This is a genomic window from Streptomyces sp. NPDC014006, assembly GCF_043088925.1.
GTDB lineage: Bacteria > Actinomycetota > Actinomycetes > Streptomycetales > Streptomycetaceae > Streptomyces.
The window spans coordinates 73506-92582 of sequence record NZ_JBICAJ010000008.1; the positions used below are offsets into that span (position 1 = coordinate 73506).

The 19077-nt window shown below is 72.7% G+C and carries 16 protein-coding genes and 1 riboswitch; of the genes, 5 read left to right on the forward strand and 11 right to left on the reverse strand.

Going from position 1 to position 19077, the window contains the following annotated elements:
- Window positions 1–113 precede the first annotated feature (113 nt).
- From ACF1GV_RS26195 to ACF1GV_RS26205, 3 genes are all read right to left on the reverse strand, one after another.
- Window positions 114–1562, reverse strand: coding sequence for a glycine hydroxymethyltransferase (locus ACF1GV_RS26195; RefSeq protein WP_391685241.1), 1449 nt, complete (start codon window positions 1560–1562; stop codon window positions 114–116).
- Between the two features lie 32 nt (window positions 1563–1594).
- Window positions 1595–1683: riboswitch (ZMP/ZTP riboswitch) on the reverse strand.
- Between the two features lie 54 nt (window positions 1684–1737).
- Window positions 1738–2922: a glutathionylspermidine synthase family protein gene (locus ACF1GV_RS26200; RefSeq protein ID WP_391685243.1), complete on the reverse strand. Its 1185-nt coding sequence runs from the start codon at window positions 2920–2922 to the stop codon at window positions 1738–1740.
- Between the two features lie 3 nt (window positions 2923–2925).
- Window positions 2926–3276, reverse strand: a complete 351-nt coding sequence (locus ACF1GV_RS26205; protein WP_391685245.1) for a hypothetical protein — start codon at window positions 3274–3276, stop codon at window positions 2926–2928.
- Between the two features lie 138 nt (window positions 3277–3414).
- On the opposite strand from ACF1GV_RS26205, the gene ACF1GV_RS26210 reads away from it, so the two are divergent.
- Window positions 3415–4248 (forward strand): DMT family transporter, encoded by an 834-nt coding sequence (locus tag ACF1GV_RS26210; protein ID WP_363265925.1) that lies wholly within the window; start codon window positions 3415–3417, stop codon window positions 4246–4248.
- A 100-nt stretch (window positions 4249–4348) separates the two neighbouring features.
- On the opposite strand, the gene ACF1GV_RS26215 is transcribed toward ACF1GV_RS26210, so the two are convergent.
- Window positions 4349–5737, reverse strand: coding sequence for a PLP-dependent aminotransferase family protein (locus ACF1GV_RS26215; protein WP_391685247.1), 1389 nt, complete (start codon window positions 5735–5737; stop codon window positions 4349–4351).
- A gap of 47 nt (window positions 5738–5784) precedes the next feature.
- On the opposite strand from ACF1GV_RS26215, the gene ACF1GV_RS26220 reads away from it, so the two are divergent.
- From ACF1GV_RS26220 to ACF1GV_RS26230, 3 genes are read left to right on the forward strand one after another with little or no spacing between them, the layout of a single operon-like run.
- Window positions 5785–6279 carry a carboxymuconolactone decarboxylase family protein gene (locus tag ACF1GV_RS26220; protein ID WP_391685249.1) on the forward strand — a complete coding sequence of 165 codons (495 nt, stop codon included), beginning with the start codon at window positions 5785–5787 and terminating at the stop codon, window positions 6277–6279.
- Entirely contained in the window at window positions 6276–6749 is a 474-nt protein-coding gene (locus tag ACF1GV_RS26225; protein WP_391685251.1) for a carboxymuconolactone decarboxylase family protein, read from the forward strand. The genes ACF1GV_RS26220 and ACF1GV_RS26225 overlap by 4 nt, the downstream gene beginning before the upstream one ends.
- A complete protein-coding gene (locus ACF1GV_RS26230) occupies window positions 6743–7459 on the forward strand; it encodes an isocitrate lyase/phosphoenolpyruvate mutase family protein (protein WP_391685253.1) in 717 nt (238 codons plus the stop codon). Before ACF1GV_RS26225 ends, ACF1GV_RS26230 begins: the two co-directional genes overlap by 7 nt.
- A 19-nt stretch (window positions 7460–7478) precedes the next feature.
- Here the strand turns inward: ACF1GV_RS26230 and ACF1GV_RS26235 are convergent, their stop codons facing one another.
- The 6 genes from ACF1GV_RS26235 to ACF1GV_RS26260 form a co-directional block, all read right to left on the reverse strand.
- Complete coding sequence (locus ACF1GV_RS26235; protein WP_391685255.1) at window positions 7479–8435, reverse strand: ABC transporter substrate-binding protein; 957 nt, start codon at window positions 8433–8435, stop codon at window positions 7479–7481.
- Window position 8436: 1 nt separating this feature from the next.
- A complete protein-coding gene (locus tag ACF1GV_RS26240; RefSeq protein ID WP_391685257.1) occupies window positions 8437–10371 on the reverse strand; it encodes an ABC transporter permease in 1935 nt (644 codons plus the stop codon).
- Window positions 10371–11513: a glycine betaine/L-proline ABC transporter ATP-binding protein gene (locus ACF1GV_RS26245; RefSeq protein ID WP_391685259.1), complete on the reverse strand. Its 1143-nt coding sequence runs from the start codon at window positions 11511–11513 to the stop codon at window positions 10371–10373. Before ACF1GV_RS26245 ends, ACF1GV_RS26240 begins: the two co-directional genes overlap by 1 nt.
- A complete protein-coding gene (locus ACF1GV_RS26250) occupies window positions 11510–13060 on the reverse strand; it encodes a GMC family oxidoreductase (protein WP_391685261.1) in 1551 nt (516 codons plus the stop codon). The genes ACF1GV_RS26245 and ACF1GV_RS26250 overlap by 4 nt, the downstream gene beginning before the upstream one ends.
- A 50-nt stretch (window positions 13061–13110) precedes the next feature.
- Entirely contained in the window at window positions 13111–14637 is a 1527-nt protein-coding gene (locus ACF1GV_RS26255; protein ID WP_391685263.1) for an aldehyde dehydrogenase family protein, read from the reverse strand.
- Window positions 14638–14837: 200 nt separating this feature from the next.
- Window positions 14838–15737: a LysR family transcriptional regulator gene (locus ACF1GV_RS26260; protein WP_391685265.1), complete on the reverse strand. Its 900-nt coding sequence runs from the start codon at window positions 15735–15737 to the stop codon at window positions 14838–14840.
- Window positions 15738–15836: 99 nt separating this feature from the next.
- On the opposite strand from ACF1GV_RS26260, the gene ACF1GV_RS26265 reads away from it, so the two are divergent.
- Window positions 15837–17264, forward strand: a complete 1428-nt coding sequence (locus ACF1GV_RS26265) for an MFS transporter (protein ID WP_391685267.1) — start codon at window positions 15837–15839, stop codon at window positions 17262–17264.
- Window positions 17265–17550: 286 nt separating this feature from the next.
- Here the strand turns inward: ACF1GV_RS26265 and ACF1GV_RS26270 are convergent, their stop codons facing one another.
- A complete protein-coding gene (locus ACF1GV_RS26270) occupies window positions 17551–18540 on the reverse strand; it encodes a malate dehydrogenase (protein WP_391685269.1) in 990 nt (329 codons plus the stop codon).
- Between the last annotated feature and the right edge of the window lie 537 nt (window positions 18541–19077).

Below are 19077 nucleotides of genomic sequence, written 5' to 3' on the forward strand. Positions count from 1 at the left end.
CGCCGGGGCCGCCGGGTCGCTGCTGATACGCCGCGCGGCGGCCCGGCGCAGTGCCGGGCCGCCGCGGGACGAGCCTCGTCAGGAGCTGATCGATTCGTGAGCTCCCGGGTGGGTCAGCCCAGGTCGATCTCCGGGTAAAGCGGGAAGCCGGCCACCAGGTCGGTGGCGCGGCGGGAGATCTCGTCGGAGATCTTCTCGTCCAGGACGTGGGCCGCCTTGGACGGGGCGCCGGACTTGGTGGTGCCGGGCTCGGCCGCCGTCAGGACACGGTCGATCAGGCCGGCCACCTCGTCCATCTCCGCGGTGCCCAGGCCCCGGGTGGTCAGCGCGGGGGTCCCGATACGGATGCCGGAGGTGTACCAGGCGCCGTTGGGGTCGGCCGGGATCGCGTTGCGGTTGGTGACGATGCCGGAGTCGAGCAGGGCCTGCTCGGCCTGACGACCGGTGAGGCCGTAGGAGCCGGCGACGTCGATCAGGTTGAGGTGGTTGTCCGTGCCGCCGGTGACCAGGGTGGCGCCGCGGCGCATCAGGCCCTCGGCGAGCGCGCGGGAGTTGTCGACGATCCGCTGGGCGTAGTCCTGGAACGCGGGCTGCCGGGCCTCGGCGAGGGCGACGGCCTTGGCGGCCATGACGTGCGGGAGAGGGCCGCCGAGGACCATCGGGCAGCCGCGGTCGACCTGGTCCTTGAGCGAGTCGTCGCACAGGACCATGCCGCCGCGCGGGCCGCGCAGCGACTTGTGCGTGGTCGTGGTGACGATCTGCGCGTGCGGGACCGGGTCGAAGTCTCCGGTGAGGACCTTGCCCGCGACCAGGCCGGCGAAGTGCGCCATGTCGACCATGAGGGTCGCGCCGACCTCGTCGGCGATCTCCCGCATGATCCGGAAGTTCACCAGACGGGGGTACGCGGAGTAGCCGGCGACGATGATCAGCGGCTTGAACTCGCGGGCCTGGGCGCGCAGGGCCTCGTAGTCGATGAGGCCGGTGGCCGGGTCGGTGCCGTAGGAGCGCTGGTCGAACATCTTTCCGGAGATGTTCGGGCGGAAGCCGTGGGTGAGGTGGCCGCCGGCGTCCAGGGACATGCCGAGCATCCGCTGGTTGCCGAAGGCCTGGCGCAGCTCGGCCCAGTCGGCGTCGCTCAGGTCGTTGATCTGGCGGACGCCGGTCTTCTGGAGGAACGGTGCCTCGACGCGGTCGGCGAGGACGGCCCAGAAGGCGACCAGGTTGGCGTCGATGCCGGAGTGCGGCTGGACGTAGGCGTGCCGGGCGCCGAACAGCTCGCGGGCGTGCTCGGCGGCGAGGGACTCGACGGTGTCGACGTTGCGGCAGCCGGCGTAGAAGCGGCGGCCGACGGTGCCCTCGGCGTACTTGTCGCTGAACCAGTTGCCCATCGCCAGCAGGGTGGCCGGGGACGCGTAGTTCTCCGAGGCGATCAGCTTGAGCATCTCGCGCTGGTCGGCGACCTCCTGGCGGATGGCGTCGGCGACCCGCGGCTCGACGGCGCGGATGACATCGAGGGCGGCGCGGTAGGCAGTGGACTCGGTGGACAGAGGCTCGGCTGGCATAGGGACCTCCGGACGTGGGCGTTCAGCGTTCACGGTACGGCCCAGGCGCACGGCACTGTGTCATTCCGGGCCGCTCCCCGATGGTCCATCCCATCCCAGCGCGCCAGTCACGGCCCGCTGTCAGCCTACCCGGCGCGTCGGAGAGCGCTGGGGGGCCGTCCACCATGCGGGCCGGCTAGAGGATCACGTGTGGCAGGAAGCGGGCGTACTCGTCGGTGATCAGGCCGGAGGACTCGCGGATGCCGAGGCCGGCCGCCTCGTCCTCGACGACCCAGGCGCCGAGGACGACGTGGTTGCCGTCGAAGGCGGGCAGCGGGGCGAGCTGCTGGTAGCAGCAGGGTTCGTCGCGGAGGGCGGGTGCGGTGCCCGGTTCGTGGACCGTGACGCCGTCGCCCTCGCGGCCGAGCAGCGGCTTGGCGACCCAGCCGGTTCCTGCGGCCAGTTCGCGGGGGCCGTCGAGGTAGGACGGGAGCAGATTGGGGTGGCCGGGGTACAGCTCCCACAGGATCGCCAGCAGCGCCTTGTTGCTCAGCAGCATCTTCCACGCGGGCTCGATCCACAGGGTGGAGCCGGTGCCGCCGCCGTTGTCGAGGGTGCCGAGGACATGGGCGGCGAAGCGGTCGGTGGTGAGCCACTCCCAGGGGTACAGCTTGAAGCAGCTGCGGATGAAACGGAGCCGGTTGTCGACGAAGCGGCCGGACAGCGCGTCCCAGCCGATCTCCTCCATGGAGATCCAGTCGGTGTCCAGGCCGGCCTGCTCGGCGGTCTCCTTGAGGTAGGCGACCGTCATCAGGTCCTCGCCGAGTTCGTCGGCGGCGGAGTGCGCGAAGTACAGGGGGCTGCCCGGCGGCAGCAGCCCGGCCTGTCGGCGCCAGGCGGCGACGAGACGTTCGTGGAGGGAGTTCCACTGGTCGGCGCCGGGGAAGCGGTCCTGCATCCAGAACCACTGCGGGGACGCGGCCTCCACCAGGGAGGTGGGCGTGTCGGCGTTGTACTCCAGCAGCTTGGCGGGGCCGGTGCCGTCGTAGCGCAGGTCGAACCGGCCATAGACGGAGGGCAGTTCGGCGCGGCGCCGCCAGGCATCGGTGACCGCATCGGCGACGCGCGGGTCGGTGATGCCGAGGTCGGCGAGGCGGCCTTCCCTCACGATGTGGCCGGCGGCGGCCAGGCACATACGGTGCAGTTCCTCGACGGTCTCCTCCAGCGCCTCGACCTCGTCGAGGGAGAAGACGTAGTAGGCGCTCTCGTCCCAGTAGGGGCGCAGGGAGTCGTCGGGGTAGCGGGTGAGCGGGTAGATCAGGCCCTGCGCCTCCACGGTCCGCTGCCAGCCGGGGCGGGGGGCGACGGTACGCCGTTCCATGGGTCAGCCGCCGCCGCTGCCCTTGCCGCCGCCGAAGCCGCCGCGGTCGACGCCGTAGCCGTGGCTGCCGCCGCTGCCGCCCGAACCGCCGCCGCCCTTGCGGGGCTTGCTGAAGGAGCCGCCGTCGACCCAGCCGCTGTTCCTGTTGCCGCCGTAGTACCAGGTGCCGGTCCCCGTGCCCGACTTGCAGTTCTTGTCGGAGACGACCTTGTAGCCCTTGAGGGCGTTGTAACTGTCGCGGTCCACGCAGCGTTTGTCCGGGTCCGAGGAGCAGGCGGTGAGGGCTGCGGCGAGCAGTCCCATCCCGCCCAGGACCACCGTGCCGGAGCGCAGTTGTCGCCGTGCGTCGGCCATGTCTTTCCCCCGTGATTGCGGTCGTTGCTCCGTCGAGAGGATGTCTCGTTCTCGGCTGTCAGCCTAGAGACCGGTGAGAGGGGACGTACAGGAGCCCCCGCCCGGCCGCTCGCCTAGAGTCGCTGAATGCTCTTCGGAATGTTGTGCGCGCTCGGTGCGGCGGTCTGCTTCGGTACGGCGACGGTGTTGCAGGCGATCGCGGCGCGGGCGGCCGCCGCTCCGGGCCGCGGCGGGGACGCGGCGCTGCTGCTGCGGGCGGTGCGGCAGTGGCGGTATCTGGCGGGCCTCGCGCTGGACGGGGTCGGCTTCCTGCTGCAGATCGCCGCGCTGCGCTCGGTTCCGATCTACGCGGTCGGCGCGGCCCTCGCCGCGTCGCTGGCGGTGACGGCGGTCGCCGCGGCGCGGCTGCTGCGGACGCGGCTGAGCGGGGTGGAGTGGGCCGCGGTGGCGGTGGTGTGCGCGGGCCTGGCGATGCTGGGACTGGCCTCGGGCACGGAAGGCGACGACAGCGGACCGGCGTGGCTGGACTGGGCGATGCTGGTGACGGCGGCCGGGGTGCTGCTGCTGGGCGCGGCGGCCGGGCGGCTCACCGGGCGGGCGCGGGCGCTGCTGCTGGGGCTGGGGGCGGGTTTCGGCTTCGGCGTGGTGGAGGTGACGGTCCGGCTGATCGACTCCCTCGACCCGTACGACCTGCTGCGGAACCCGGCGGCGTACGCCCTGCTGCTCGGCGGGGGCGCCGCGTTCCTGCTGCTGACGTCGGCCCTGCAGCGGGGTTCGGTGACGACGAGCACGGCCGGCATAGTGATCGGCGAGACGGTGGGCCCGGCCCTCATCGGCGTGGTCTGGCTCGGCGACCGCACCCGCGAGGGCCTGGCCTGGCTGGCCGTCCTCGGCTTCGCGGTGGCGGTGGCCGGAGCCCTCGCCCTGGCCCGCTTCGGAGAGGCCCCGGAAACCGCGCCCGAGGGGGCGTGAGCCACGGCGCCTCCGGGGGACGCCGGGGACACGGGCGGCCCGGCGGGGGCTGACGGCGCGGGCACCCCAATGCCCCTTCCCCGACGACGGGATGGCCCGTTCAGGGCATCACGCGGCACAAGGCCTCCAGGGTGTGGGGCCAGGTGTGGTCGGAGGGGGTGCCGTAGCCGACCACCAGGGCCTCGAAGGGGTCGGTGGTCGTGTCGGGGTGGCGGTAGTAGTCGAGGCCGGTGAGGGCGAGGCCCTGCCAGGCCGCCGCCTGCACCACCGCCTGCTCGGTGCCGGGCGGCAGCCTCAGTACGGCGTGCAGCCCGGCCGCGATGCCGGTGACGCGGACCTGCGGTGCCCGGGCGGCGAGCGCGGCGACCAGGGCGTCGCGGCGGCGCCGGTAGCGCAGCCGGGCGGCGCGGATGTGCCGGTCGTAGGCGCCGGAGGTGATGAACTCGGCCAGGGTGAGCTGGTCGAGGACGCCGACGGAGCGGGTGCCGCCGCGGCCGAGGACCTCCGGCACGAGTGACTCGGGGAGCACCATCCAGCCCAGACGGAGTCCGGGCGCGAGGGACTTGCTGGCGGTGCCGAGGTAGACGACGTGGTCGGGACCGAGGTCCTGGAGCGCGCCGACGGGCTGGCGGTCGTAGCGGAACTCGCCGTCGTAGTCGTCCTCCAGGATCAGTCCGCCGGTGCGCCGCGCCCACTCCACGACGGCGGCGCGGCGCTCGGGTGGCAGGGCGCCGCCGAGCGGGAACTGGTGGGTGGGGTTCAGCAGCACCGCGTCGGCGTCGCCGAGGGCGTCGATCCGGGGCCCGGCGTCGTCGTGGGGCAGCGGGACGGTGCTCAGGCCGGTGCGGTGCACCAGGTCCCAGTGCACGTCGAGGCCGTACGACTCGACGCTGAGGCTGCGCAGGCCGCGGCCGTGCAGGACCTCGGCGAGGAGTTTCAGACCGCCGCCGAAGCCGTTGCAGACGACGATGCGGCCGGGGTCGGCGCGTACCCCGCGGGCGCGGGCGAGGTAGCCGGCGAGCGCGGTGCGCAGCTCGATGCGGCCGCGCGGGTCGCCGTAGCCGAGGACGTCGTGGGGTGCGGCGGCCAGGGCGCGGCGGGCGGCCTTGAGCCACTCGACGCGCGGAAAGGAGGAGAGGTCGGGCACGCCGGGGACGAGACTGTGCGTGGGCCGGCCGGGCTCGCGGCGGCGGGGTGCCGGGTGCTCGTGCGCACGGGGCGCCGCGGCGTGCTCGGCGACCCGGGTGCCCGAGCCCTGCCGGGCGGTGAGCCAGCCCTCGGCGACGAGGTCGGCGTACGTGTCGGCGACGGTGTTGCGCGCGATGCCGAGGTCGGCGGCGAGCGAGCGGGAGGACGGCAGCCGGGTGCCGGGCGCGAGCCGTCCGCCCCGCACGGCCTCGCGCAGCGCGTCGGTCAGGCCGCGGCGCACACCGGGACCGGACGGTTCCAGATGCAGGTCGACCCCGAAAGTGGCCCAAGGTTTCGCCATGGGAATGGACCATACCCCTGGGCTGCTTCGCTCCTAGAGTCGAGTGCATGACCTCAGAGAACATCGCTTACTCCCCCGAGACCCCGGCCCGCCTGAACTGGTCGCAGCAGGCGCCCGAGGTGTACAAGGCGATGGTCCGCCTGGACGTCGCCGCCCGTAAGGGCCTCGACCCGAAGCTGGCCGAGCTGGTGAAGATCCGCGTCTCGCAGCTCAACCACTGCGCGTTCTGCCTCGACATGCACACCAAGGACGCGCTCGCGGCCGGCGAGAGCGTGGAGCGGATCGTGCAGCTCAGCGCCTGGGAGGAGTCCCGGCACTTCTACACGGGCAAGGAGCTGGCGGCGCTGGAGCTGGCCGAGGCGGTCACCGTCCTCACCGACGGTTTCGTGCCGGACGAGGTGTACGAGCGGGCCGCCAAGGAGTTCGAGGAGGCGGAGCTCGCGCAGCTGATCGCCGCGATCACGGTGATCAATGCCTGGAACCGGTTCGGCGTGACCTGCCGTATGACCCCGGGCCACTACACCCCGGGCCAGCACGCGTGACGGTGCGCACGACCCTGCTGGACCCCGGGGTGCGCGAGGCGATGCAGCGGCTGGGCGCCGCCGCCAAGCAGGGCCTGGGCGACCCCGCCCTCGCCGAACTGGTCATGATCCGCGCCTCGCAGCTCAACCAGTGCGCGTTCTGCCTGGACATGCATCTGACGATCGCCCGCAAGAGCGGCGAGTCGGAGGAGCGGATCCAGCTGCTGAACGCCTGGCGGGAGGCGGGCGACCAGTACAGCGTCCGGGAGCGGGCGGCGCTGGAGCTGACGGAAGCCGTGACCGTCCTCACCGGGGGAACCTCCGGTACGGCGTCGGGGGTAGGTTTCGTACCCGACGCGGTGTACGACGGTGCCGCCGCGCACTTCGACGAGCGCGAACTGGCCCATCTCCTCGGCCTGATCGCGGTCATCAACAGCTGGAACCGGCTGATGGTCAGCCGCCGCATCCCTCCGAAAGGCCCCGCATGGTGACCAAGGCCGACACGTTCCGCGCGCTGCACCACCACCGCGCGCCGGGCGACCCCCTCGTGCTGCCGGGCCCGTGGGACGCCGCGAGTGCCCGGGTCTTCGCCGAGGCCGGTTTTCCGGCGCTCGCCACCCCGAGCGCCGGCGTGGCCGCCGCTCTCGGGTACGCCGACGGTGAGACCCCGGCCGACGAGATGTTCGCCGCCGTCGCCCGGATCGTGCGGGCGGTGGACGTCCCGGTGTCGGCGGACATCGAGGACGGCTACGGACTCGCCCCGAAGGAGCTGGTGGAGCGGCTGCTGGAGACGGGCGCCGTGGGCTGCAACCTGGAGGACTCCACGGGCGGCCGGCTCAAGGACCCGCACGAGCATGCCGAGTTCCTCGCCGAGGTGCGGGCCGTCGCAGGGCAGCAGCTCGTCCTCAACGCCCGGATCGACACCTTCGTCCATGGCGACGGCGACCCGGAACGGGCCGTCGAGCGGGCCGCGTTGTACGTCGCGGCGGGCGCGGACAGCGTGTATCCGATCCTCGCCCCCGTCGACGTACTGCCGCTGCTGCGGGCCGGGATCGAGGGGCCGCTGAACGCGCTCGCCCGGGTGGGCGAGGGCCCCGCGCCCGCCGAACTGGGCGAGCGCGGGGCCACCCGGATCACCTTCGGACCGGGGCTCCAGCGGCGGGCGGCACAGGCCCTGCGCGAGATCGCCGAAGGGCTCTAGCCGTCAAGGGCGCCGGCCGTCAGGACAGCCACGCCTTCCACGTGGAGGGGTGGTTGTCCACCCACTTCTTCGCCGCCTGCTCGGGCGACAGCTTCTGCTCGGCGATCATCAGGGCGACCTCGTTCTGGTCCTCGGTCGTCCAGCGGAACTTCTTCAGGAAGGCCGACGCCTTGCCGCCGCGGTGCGCGAAGTCCGCGTTGAGGTACTTCTGCAGCGGGGTGTGCGGGTAGGCGCAGGCGACCTTCGCCGCGTCCGCGTCGCAGCCCTCCTTGTACGGCGGCAGCTTCACCTCGGTCATCGGCACCCTCTTGAACAGCCACTGGGGTGCGTACCAGTAGGTCAGGAAGGGCTTCTTCTCCTTGGCGAACTGCTTCATCTGGGTGATCTGCGCCGCCTCGGAACCGGCGAAGACGACCTGGTAGTTCAGCTTCAGGTTGGTCACCAGCGCCTTGTCGTTGGTGACGTACGACGGGGAGCCGTCCATCAGCTGGCCCTTGCCGCCGCTCTCGGCGGTGCGGAAGAGCGAGGCGTACTTGTTGAGGTTGCGCCAGTCGGTGATGTCGGGGTGCTGCTTGGCGAGGTACGTCGGCACGAACCAGCCGATGTGGCCGGTGACGCCGAGTCCGCCAGCCCGGGCGATGGTGTGCTTGTCCTCGACGTACCGCTTCTCCTGGTCCGGGTGGCCCCAGTCCTCCAGGATCGCGTCGACGCGGCCCTGGCTGAGCGCGTCCCAGGCGGGCACCTCGTCGACCTGGACGGTGTCGACGCGGTAGCCGAGCTTGTGCTCCAGGAGGTACTGGGCGACGGCCACGTTGGACTGCGCGCCCACCCAGGACTGCACGGACAGGGTGACCGTCTTGGCGCCCCTCGCGTTCGCGAACGGCGAGGCCTGCTTGGTCATGTCGGCGGCGCCGCAGCCGGTGAGCAGCAACAGGGAGCCGGCCGCGGCGACGGCGGCTGTCGTACGAAGTCGCATGTCAGGCTCCCTTCCCCGCGCGGCGGTCCGTCGGCTGGGTCACCCGGTCGAGCATCAGACCGAGGCAGACGATGGCGATGCCGGCGACCAGGCCGGTGGCGAGGTCGCCCTGCGCGAGACCGAAGACGACGCTGTAGCCGAGGGCGCCGCTGCCGACCAGGCCGCCGATGATGACGACGGCGAGGACGAGGACCACGCCCTGGTTGAGCGCGAGCAGCAGCGCGGGCCGGGCGAGCGGCAGCTGGACCTGGCGCAGCTGCTGGGCCGGGGTCGCGCCGAGCGAGCGGGCCGACTCCAGCGCGGCCGGGTCGACCTGGCGCAGGCCCTGCGTGGTGATGCGGACGACGGCGGGCAGCGCGTAGACGACGGCGGCGGCGACGGCCGGGGCGCGGCCCACGCCGAACAGGGCGACGACCGGGATCAGGTACACGAACTGCGGCATCGTCTGGAAGACGTCCAGCACAGGCCGCAGCAGCGTCTCGAAGCGGTCGCTGCGGGCGGCCGCGATACCGGTGGCGAAGCCGATGACGAGGGTGACCGCGACGGCCGCGAGCACCTGCGACAGCGTGTCCATGGACGGCTTCCACACGCCGAGCGCACCGATCACGCCCATGGCGAGGGTGGCGGTGAGCGCGGTGCGCCAGGTGCCGATCAGCCAGGCGAGCGCGGCGACGATCAGCAGCACCGACCACCACGGCAGCCACAGCAGCGTGGAGCGGACGGGGTCCAGCACCCAGGTGGTGAAGTGCGCGGCCCATTCGGCGGTACCGCCGATCACGGGCACGCCGGAGTACAGGTGGGAGGTCATCCAGTCGACGACCCGGTTGACCGGCTCGGCGATGCCCACGGTCCAGCCCGACGGCCACTCCAGGGCGCCGGCGAAGCGGCCCGCGAGGGCGACGGCGACCACGGCGGCGAGCGCGCCGGCGGCGAGGGAGCGCCGCACCTGCGGCATGCCGGCGCCGGCCGCGCCGGTCACCCGGTCCAGGACGACGGCGAGCAGCACGATCGGGATGCCGGCGGCGAGGGCGGCGCCGACGTCGACGGAGGCCAGCGCCTGGTAGACGCGGTCACCGAGACCGCCGGCGCCGATCACGGACGCGATGACGGCCATGGACAGCGCCATCATGATCGTCTGGTTGAGGCCGAGCAGGAGTTCCTTGCGGGCCAGCGGGATGCGCGCGGTCAGCAGCCGCTGCCGGGCGGTGGCACCGAGCGAGTCGACGGCCTCCAGCACCTCCTTGTCGGCGCCGCGCAGACCGAGCGCGGTCAGCCGGGCCATGGGCGGGGCGGCGTAGACGACGGTCGCGAGGACGGCCGCGGGGACGCCGATGCCGAAGACCAGGACCACGGGGAGCAGGTAGGCGAAGGCGGGCAGCACCTGCATGGTGTCCAGCAGCGGGCGCAGGGCCCGGTCCAGCCGGTCCGACAGCCCGGCGGCCAGCCCCAGCACCGCTCCGACCAGTACGGACGCGACGACGGCCACGACCATGAGGGCGAGCGTCTGCATGGTCGGCACCCACATGCCGAGCAGCCCGCAGGCGAGGAACGCCACCGCCGTGCCGAGTGCGAGCCGCGCTCCGGCGGCCCGCCAGGCCACCAGCGCGCCGAGCGCGGTGACACCGGCCCAGCCGAGGCCGAGGAGCAGCAGGTAGACGGCGCGTACGGAGATGACGACCGCGTTGCTGACGTAGCCGAAGAAGTACAGGAACAGCGGGTGGCTGTCGCGATGGTCGATGATCCAGTCGCTGACCTTGGTGAGCGGCTGGGTGAGGTCGACGGTGAGCGCGCTCGGCCAGGCGGTGCCGGGCCAGTGGCTGGTCGCCGGCGGGACCAGTACCGCGGCGATCACGGCGAGCACGGCGAGCTTGCGGACCGCGGGGTGCGTGAGCAGCGCGGGGGCGGTACGGGGGCGCGTGGCGGTGACCGTTGCCATCAGACGCCCTCCGTGCCGGCGGCCGGGGCAGCAGCGGCGTCCGGGGCAGCAGCGGCTGCGGCCGGGGCGGTGTCGGCGGCGCCCGCGACCACGCCGAGCAGGGCGTCGGCGTCCACGACGCCCAGGCAGCGTCCGTGGTCCACGACCCGGGCGGGTTCGCCCGCACGGGCCACCGCCTCGATCGCTTCCGAGACCGTGGCGTCCGGGCGGACCGCCGGGCCGCTGCCGGCCTCGTCGGCCGTCGCCGGCCGCATGGCCTTGCGCACCGTCACGACCTGTTCGCGCGGCACGTCGCGGACGAACTCGCGGACGTAGTCGTCGGCCGGGGTGGCGACGATCTCCTCGGGCGTGCCGAGCTGGACGACGCGGCCGTCGCGCATCAGGGCGATGCGGTCGCCGAGCTTGAGGGCCTCGCTGAGGTCGTGCGTGATGAAGACCATCGTGCGGCCCTCCTCGCGGTGCAGCCGGACGACCTCTTCCTGCATGTCCCGCCGGATCAGCGGGTCGAGCGCGCTGAACGGCTCGTCGAACAGCAGGACCTCGGGGTCGACCGCGAGGGCCCGGGCGAGACCGACGCGCTGGCGCTGGCCGCCGGACAGCTGGCCGGGGCGGCGCTGCTCCATGCCCTCGAGGCCGACCTTCGCGACGATCTCGGCGGCCTTCTCGCGGCGCTCGGACCGGCCGAGGCCCTGGATCTCCAGGCCGTACGCCACGTTGTCGAGGACCGTGCGGTGCGGGAGCAGGCCGAAGTGCTGGAAGACCATCGCGGCACGGTGCCGGCGCAGTGCGCGCAGCCGGGAGCGGTCCATGGCGCGCACGTCCTCGCCGTCGATGGCGATGGTCCCGGCGGTGGGCTCGATGAGCCGGGTCAGACAGCGCACCAGCGTGGACTTTCCGGAGCCGGACAGGCCCATGACGACGAAGACCTCGCCCTTGCGCACGTCGAAGGAGACGTCCCGGACGGCGGCGGTGCAGCCGGTGCGCTCGCGCAGCTCGGCGGCGTCCAGCGCGGCCAGTTCCGGGTCGCCCGGGATGCGGTCGGCCTTGGGGCCGAACACCTTCCACAGGCCGTCGACACTGAAGACGGGGGCTGCGGGGTCGGTGGTGGTGGGGGGCTTGCGAGTGGGCACGGTCATGGTCATCGCACCTCACCTCCGATCAGGTCGGCGGCCTTCTCCCCGATCATGAGCACTCCGATCATCGGGTTGACGGCCGTCATGGTCGGGAAAACGGACGCGTCGGCGATCCGGATGCCGTCCAGGCCGCGGATCCTCAGCTCCGGGTCGACGACGGCGAGTTCGTCGTCGGCGGCGCCCATCTTGCAGGTGCCGGCCGGGTGGTAGACGGTGTGCGCGACCTTGCGGGCGTACTCGCTCAGCTCCTCGTCGGAGGTGATCTCCGGGCCGGGGCACACCTCGCGCTTGAGCCAGCCGGCCAGCGGCTCGGTCCGGGCGATCTCGCGGGCGATGCGGATGCCGTCGACGAGGGTGCGGGCGTCGTAGTCGTCCTCGTCGGTGAAGTAGCGGAAGTCCAGGGCGGGCTTCACGGCCGGGTCGGGGCTGGTCAGGTACAGCCGGCCGCGCGACTTCGGCTTGGGGATGTTCGGCGTCATCGACACTCCGAACTCCGGCCGCCGGTAGCCCAGTCGCTCCGAGTTGTCGGTGAACGGGATCTGGTAGAAGTGGAACATCAGGTCGGGGCCCGCCTGCTCGGGGTCGCGGCGCACGAACAGACCGGCGTCGGAGTCCATCGCCGAGTTCTCCGGGATGGGTCCGTGGGTCTCCCAGACGATGACCGACTCGGGGTGGTCGAGCAGGTTCTCGCCGACACCCGGCAGGTCCTGCACCACCGGGATGCCGAGCGCCTCGAGGTCCTTGCGGGGGCCGATGCCGGAGTGCAGCAGCAGGCGCGGCGAGTCGACGGCGCCCGCGCACAGCACGACCTCGGTGCGGGCCCTGATCAGCAGCTCCTCGCCGTCCTTGGTGCGCACACGGACGCCCTCGGCGCGGCCGTCGGTGATCTCGAGCTTGTGGGCCCAGGTCTCCAGCAGGATCGTCAGGTTGGGCCGGGAGTCCATCACCGGGTGCAGATACGCCACCGACGCCGAGGAACGCTTGTTGTTCTCCGGGTGGTAGGCGAGGTCGAAGAAGCCGACGCCCTCGGTGAACGGCTTGCGGTTGAAGCCCTCGACGCGGGGTACCCCGAGCGCGGAGCGGGCCGCGTCGACGAAGTCGCGGGCGATGGCGTTGCGGTCCTTCTCGTCGACGGAGACGATGTTGTTCAGCAGCCGGGCGTAGTACGCCTCCATCGGCACCGCGCCCCAGCCCTTGGCGCCGGCCGCCTCCCACTCGTCCCAGTCGGAGGGCAGCGGCTTGAAGGAGATGAGGGTGTTGTGCGAGGAGCAGCCGCCGAGCACGCGGGCGCGGCTGTGCCGGATGTGGGAGTTGCCGCGGGGCTGCTCCACCGTCGGGTAGTCGTAGTCGAGTTCGCCGCCGAGCAGGCCCATCCAGCGGCGCAGGGTGAGGACGTCGTCGCGGCCGACGTCGCTGGGGCCGCCCTCGATGACGGCGACGGTGGTGTCGGGGTTCTCGGTCAGCCGGGAGGCGATGACGGAGCCGGCGGTGCCGCCGCCGATGACGACGTAGTCGTAGATGTGTTCGTGGGGAGTGTTCTCGGGCGTGGGGGGCATGGGGGGCATGGGGGTGCTACTCCAGGAAGCTGTCGGGGAAAGAGCGGGGCTCAGCCGGCGAACCAGCGGACGGGCTTCGGCGCGAGGTTCTGGTAGACGTGCTTGGTCTCGCGGTACTCGGCGAGTCCGGCCGGGCCGAGTTCGCGGCCCACGCCGCTCTTGCCGAAGCCGCCCCACTCCGCCTGCGGCAGGTAGGGGTGGAAGTCGTTGATCCAGACGGTGCCGTGGCGCAGCAGGCCGGCGACCCGGCGGGCGCGTCCGGCGTCGGTGGTCCACACGGCGCCGGCGAGGCCGTACTCGGTGTCGTTGGCCAGCGCGACGGCCTCGTCCTCGGTGCGGAAGGTCTCGACGGTGAGGACCGGGCCGAAGACCTCCTCGCGCACGACGCGCATCTCGCGGTGGCAGTGGTCGAGGACGGTCGGCTCGTAGAAGTAACCGCCCTCGGGCCGTACGTCGCTGGGTTCGGGCCGCTTGCCGCCGCAGCGCAGCACGGCGCCCTCCCGAAGCGCGGAGGCGACGTACGCCTCGACCTTGGCGCGGTGCTGTTCGGAGACCAGGGGGCCGCACTCGACGCCGTCGGCGGTGCCGCGCCCGAGGCGGATCGATTCCGCACGCCGGACGAGTTCGGTGACGAAGCGGTCCCGGACGGACTCCTCGATGATCAGCCGGGCGCCGGCCGAGCAGACCTGGCCACTGTGGATGAACGCGGCGTTCAGGGCCTGGTCGACGGCCGTGTCGAAGCCGTCGTCGGTGGCGCAGGCGTCGGCGAAGACGACGTTGGGGTTCTTGCCGCCGAGTTCGAGGGCGACCTTCTTCACGCTCGGCGTGGCGGCCTGGGCGACCTTGGTGCCGCTGGCCAGGCCGCCGGTGAAGGAGACGAGGTCGACGTCGGGGTGCTCGGCGAGGCGGGCGCCGACGGTGTGGCCGGGGCCGGTGACGAGATTGGCGACACCGGCGGGCACTCCGGCCTCCGCCAGCAGGTCCATGAGCGCGATCGTGGTGAGCGGGGTGATCTCGCTGGGCTTGATCACAAAGGTGTTGCCGGCCGCGAGGGCGGGCGCGATCTTCCAACTGGCCTGGAGCAGGGGGTAGTTCCAGGGGGTGATCAGCGCGCACACGCCGACCGGCTCGTGCACGACGACGCTGTGGACGTCGGGCGTGCCGGCGTCGACGACCCGGCCGGGCGCCTCGCCGGCGACCAGGTCGGCGAAGTAGCGGAAGGCGTCGGCGACGCAGTCGACGTCGACGCGGCCCTCCTCGACGGTCTTGCCCGCGTCCCGGCTCTCCAGCAGCCCGAGTTCGTCCCGGTCGCGCACGAGCAGGTCGGCGACGCGGCGCAGCACGGCGGCGCGTTCGGCGACGGGGGTGCGCGGCCAGACGCCCTGTCCGCCGGCGAAGGCGTCGCGGGCGGCGGCGACGGCCGACTCGGCGTCCTTCTCGTCACCCTCGGCGACCACGGCGAACGGCCGGCCGTCCGCGGGGTCGAGGATCTCGCGCGTGGCTCCGGAGACCGAACCCCGCCATTCCCCTCCCACGTGATGGGTCCGCCCCGCGTTCTGCTGTATGTGGTCCGCCATGATCGGTACTTGCCTTCCGTTCCTGTTCGGTGCCCGTGTGTCACATCCGTGTCACCCACGGGGACCGTGAGCGCATGCCCGTACCCCTCAAGGCCATGCGAAATCCATCGCCGAAAGTGCGCTGCCTCACGGAAATCAGGAACATAAAGGGACAAAAGGGGGCCGCTGCGTTCATGCTCGGCGGGCGCGCCCACCCGTGATCAGCTGAACAGCAGCTCGCGCACGGTCGCGCGGAGCCAGGCGTGCGCCGGGTCCGCGTCGTGGCGGGGATGCCAGGCCAGGCCGAGCGGCAGCGGCGGCAGGGACAGCGGGATCTCGAAGGACACCAGCCCCAGCGTGTCGGCCAGCGGCATGCCCCAGGAGCTGATCAGCCCCACCAGGTCCGTCTCGCGGAGCACGAACAGCGAGGACGGGAAGGTGCCGACGGTGCCCGTCACCCGGCGTCGCAGTCCCCGTTCGGCGAGGGCGGTGTCCACGGGGCCGTGCAGCTTTCCGCGCCGGGAGACGATGAGGTGATCGGCCGCCGCGAACCGCTCGGCCGTCACCTCCCCCGCCAGCAGCGGATGCCCGGAACGTACGACACCCATCATCCGGTCCTCGCGCACGATCTCCACGTGCACCTCGGGCGCGGTGGAGTCGACCACCCCCACCTCCAGATCGGCGGTGCCCTCACGCAGGAACGGCGCGTCCACATGGCTCTCGCTGAGGAAGCGCAGCCGGATGCCGGGTGCCTCCTCGGCCGCGCGGGCGAAGAGGGCCGCGCCCTGGGCGGCGGGCAGGGTGTCGTGGCACAGGATCGTGACCGTACGGCTGATCGTCCGCAGGTCGGTGTCGGCCGGAGGCGCGAACAACGCCCGCGCCCGCTCCACAACGGCGCTCACCTCGGCGCGTACGGCCAGAGCGCGCGGGGTCGGCACCATCCGCCGCCCGGCCCGCACCAGCACCGGATCGCCGAGCGCCTTGCGGATGCGGCCCAACGTCCGGCTCATCGCGGGTTCGGACAGGTGCAGCCGGCGGGCGGCGCCCTGGACGCTCTGCTCCTCCAGCAGCACGTCGAGGGCGAGCAGCAGGTTGAGGTCGATACCGGCGGATTGCGTCATGTGCATCCATCCCTTGCAAAGGTTGCACTGGAGTGCAGGTCGGCTCCGAGCCTACGGTGGCGGGGCATCCCACTCGTCTTCCAGCTCCCGGGAGGAGCCGTGCCCTCGCACGCCCTGAAACGCTCGACCCTGCTGACCGTGTGCGCCTGCGCGCTGATCGCGCAGAGCATGGTCGCCGCCATCAACCTGCTCATCCCGCAACTGGGTTCGTCGTCCCTGCACCCCTCGCACACCGAGATCCTGTGGACGGTCGACGCGTACGTCATCGTCTTCGCGGGCCTGCTGATACCGGCGGGCGCGCTCGGCGACCGGCACGGCCGCAAGGGCGCCCTGCTCGCCGGGCTGGCCCTGTTCGCGATGGGTGCCGCCACCAGTGCGCTCGCCTCCGGCCCGGCGCTGCTGATCGCGGGCCGCGGAGTGTCCGGCGCCGGCGCCGCGCTGATCACCCCGGCGACGATGTCGATCCTGGTCCATCTCGCGGGGCCCGAGCGCCGCGCCCAGGCCATGGCGTCCTGGACCCTGGCCATCGGCCTGGGCGGTCTGGCGGGCAATCTGGGCGGCGGGCTGGCCGGCCAGTTCCTGTCCTGGCGAGCCCTGTTCTGGGTGATGGTGCCGCTGGCGGCCGTACTCGCCGTGGCGGTGTCCCTCACGACCCCGCGCATGCCCCGCTCCATGACCGGCAGCCCCGACCCGGTGGGCACCCTGCTGCTCACCGCGGGCCTGGTCGCCGTGCTCTTCGGCATCATCGAGGGCCCTGGTCACGGCTGGACCTCGCCGCGCATCCTGTCGGCGTTCGGCGCGGGCTTCGCGCTGGTGGCCGTCTTCACGGCCCACGCCCTGCGCTCCCGCGCTCCGTTGTTCGACCCGCGGGTGTTCCGCTCCGGCGGGCTGCGGGCGACGACACTGGGCCTGGCCACGGGGTTCTTCGGCCTGTTCGCGCTGTTCTACGTCAACTCCCAGTATCTGCAGGAGGTGAAGGGCTTCGCACCGGCGGTGACGGGCGTGGCGATCGTTCCGCTGATCGTCGGCATGGCCCTGGTCCCGAAGTTCGCGGCCCGCTGGTCGGCGCGGCCCCGCCCGGTCGTCGGCAGCGGGCTCGCTCTGATCGGGCTGGGTCTGGTCGCCGCGTCCACGGCGGACGCGAACACGCCGTACCCGCTGTGGGCTTGCTGGCTGCTGGTCATCTCGGCGGGCATGGGCCTGGCCATGCCCGCGCTCACTCTGGGCGTCGTCGTGTCCCTGCCGCCGCACCGCGCGGGGCTGGGCTCGGGACTCGGCACCGCGGCCCGCGAGATCGGCGCGGCCCTCGGCGTCGCCGTGGCCGGCACGACGCTGGCGGGCCACTCCGGATTCCCGGCCGGCATGGGCCCGGCCCTGCGCACGGTCGGTCTGACGGTGCTGCTCGCGACAGCGGTCGTGGTGGTGGGCCTGCGCGGCTCCGGCCGCGCAGGCCGATCGGGTCCGGGCGCCCCCGCCCGGCCGGCTTCCGCCCCGACACCGACGCCCGCGAAGGAGCCGACGGCCTGAACGCGCCGCGGTTCCGCCCGGGGCAGCGGGCAGCGGACCCGGCCGGCCCGACCCCGCCGGGACGGCCGCACGCCCGGGAACAGCAACGAGGCCCGCCCCGCATCACGCGGGACGGGCCTCGTACGTCGGAGCGCCGGGCAGGCCTTGCACCTGCATCTCCCCGCAGGAAGCGGGGCGTCTTTCCTTGGACCACCAACGCACAGCCTGGCGCCGGATTTCCCGGCGGCCGGTGTGTGATCAACTGTAGCGCACCGGCCGCCGAAGATCTACTCGGACCGAGCGGGGCTCAGAGCAGGCCGAGGCCGCGGACCGCCTCGCGCTCCTCCTCGAGCTCCTTGACGGAGGCGTCGATACGGGCGCGGGAGAACTCGTTGATGTCCAGACCCTGCACGATCTCGTACTTGCCGTCCTTGCAGGTGACCGGGAAGGAGGAGATGAGGCCCTCCGGGACGCCGTAGGAGCCGTCCGACGGGATGCCCATGGAGGTCCAGTCACCCTCGGCGGTGCCGTTGACCCAGGTGTACACGTGGTCGATGGCGGCGTTGGCGGCGGAGGCCGCGGAGGAGGCGCCGCGGGCCTCGATGATGGCGGCGCCGCGCTTGGCGACGGTCGGGATGAAGTCCTCGGCCAGCCACTTCTCGTCGTTCACGGCCTCGGCGGCGTTCTTGCCGGCGACCGTGGCGTGGAAGACGTCCGGGTACTGGGTGGCGGAGTGGTTGCCCCAGATGGTCAGGCGCTTGATGTCGGCGACCGTGGTGCCGGTCTTCTTCGCGAGCTGGGTCAGCGCGCGGTTGTGGTCCAGACGGGTCATCGCGGTGAAGCGCTCGGCCGGTACGTCCGGGGCGGCGGCCTGCGCGATGAGCGCGTTGGTGTTCGCCGGGTTGCCGACGACCAGGACCTTGATGTCGTCCGCGGCGTGGGCGTTGATGGCCTGGCCCTGCGGCTTGAAGATGCCGCCGTTGGCCTCCAGCAGGTCGCCGCGCTCCATGCCCTTGGTGCGGGGGCGGGCGCCGACGAGGAGGGCGACGTTGGTGCCGTCGAAGGCGACGTTCGGGTCGTCGGTGATGTCGATGCCCTGCAGCAGCGGGAACGCGCAGTCGTCCAGCTCCATGGCCGTGCCCTCGGCGGCCTTGAGGGCCGGGGTGATCTCCAGCAGGCGCAGCTTGACCGGCACGTCCGCGCCGAGCAGCTGGCCGGAGGCGATGCGGAAGAGCAGGGCGTAACCGATCTGGCCGGCCGCGCCGGTGACGGTGACGTTCACGGGAGTGCGGGTCATGGCGTTCTCCGTATGACAGCTGGCGGTGGGGCGTCACTGCCCCGGGCGGATGATCGATCTCTTGGTATCAAGAGAGATCCAGCGGTCAGGCTATCGCGCATCCGGCATCCCGGACGGCCGGGGCTGTGTGGCCCACCCCACAGACTGGCACATCGGGGGCGAAAGCGGTGGGAAAAAGGGGCGGCGGCCGCCGGTCGGGGAGAAGAGGACCTGGCGGCCGCCGGTGGGGGTACCGTTGCCGGACTCCCGTGGGGGGATACCGTGCCCCTGCCCGCGCCGGCCCAAGCCATGCACCCCCGGGCCGATCTCCCTTCTTTCTTCACTTCGCGCACGCCTTCCGCCCGGACGCCGGCGTCACGCAGGCGGTGGCCTCCCCGCGCGTCCCTGACGGCCACCGTCAGGGTGTACGCGAGGGTGTCGCCGGTGCTGCCGGCGCTGCTGCACTTGACGGCGGGCGGCAGGTTCACGGGCGCACCGGCGGTCGGCGACGAGTGGGCGTCCCTGCCCGCGTCCTTGGTGCCGCCGCCGCGTTCGGCG

Bases quoted from the DNA above. Each gene is read 5' to 3' on its own strand.
- ACF1GV_RS26210 (WP_363265925.1), top strand. From the start codon at position 3,415: ATGTTGTGCGCGCTCGGTGCGGCGGTCTGCTTCGGTACGGCGACGGTG.
- ACF1GV_RS26215 (WP_391685247.1), bottom strand. From the start codon at position 5,737: ATGGCGAAACCTTGGGCCACTTTCGGGGTCGACCTGCATCTGGAACCG.
- ACF1GV_RS26235 (WP_391685255.1), bottom strand. From the start codon at position 8,435: ATGCGACTTCGTACGACAGCCGCCGTCGCCGCGGCCGGCTCCCTGTTG.
- ACF1GV_RS26240 (WP_391685257.1), bottom strand. From the start codon at position 10,371: ATGGCAACGGTCACCGCCACGCGCCCCCGTACCGCCCCCGCGCTGCTC.
- ACF1GV_RS26195 (WP_391685241.1), bottom strand. From the start codon at position 1,562: ATGCCAGCCGAGCCTCTGTCCACCGAGTCCACTGCCTACCGCGCCGCC.
- ACF1GV_RS26250 (WP_391685261.1), bottom strand. From the start codon at position 13,060: ATGCCCCCCACGCCCGAGAACACTCCCCACGAACACATCTACGACTAC.
- ACF1GV_RS26260 (WP_391685265.1), bottom strand. From the start codon at position 15,737: ATGACGCAATCCGCCGGTATCGACCTCAACCTGCTGCTCGCCCTCGAC.
- ACF1GV_RS26255 (WP_391685263.1), bottom strand. From the start codon at position 14,637: ATGGCGGACCACATACAGCAGAACGCGGGGCGGACCCATCACGTGGGA.
- ACF1GV_RS26205 (WP_391685245.1), bottom strand. From the start codon at position 3,276: ATGGCCGACGCACGGCGACAACTGCGCTCCGGCACGGTGGTCCTGGGC.
- ACF1GV_RS26200 (WP_391685243.1), bottom strand. From the start codon at position 2,922: ATGGAACGGCGTACCGTCGCCCCCCGCCCCGGCTGGCAGCGGACCGTG.
- ACF1GV_RS26230 (WP_391685253.1), top strand. From the start codon at position 6,743: ATGGTGACCAAGGCCGACACGTTCCGCGCGCTGCACCACCACCGCGCG.
- ACF1GV_RS26220 (WP_391685249.1), top strand. From the start codon at position 5,785: ATGACCTCAGAGAACATCGCTTACTCCCCCGAGACCCCGGCCCGCCTG.
- ACF1GV_RS26245 (WP_391685259.1), bottom strand. From the start codon at position 11,513: ATGACCATGACCGTGCCCACTCGCAAGCCCCCCACCACCACCGACCCC.
- ACF1GV_RS26270 (WP_391685269.1), bottom strand. From the start codon at position 18,540: ATGACCCGCACTCCCGTGAACGTCACCGTCACCGGCGCGGCCGGCCAG.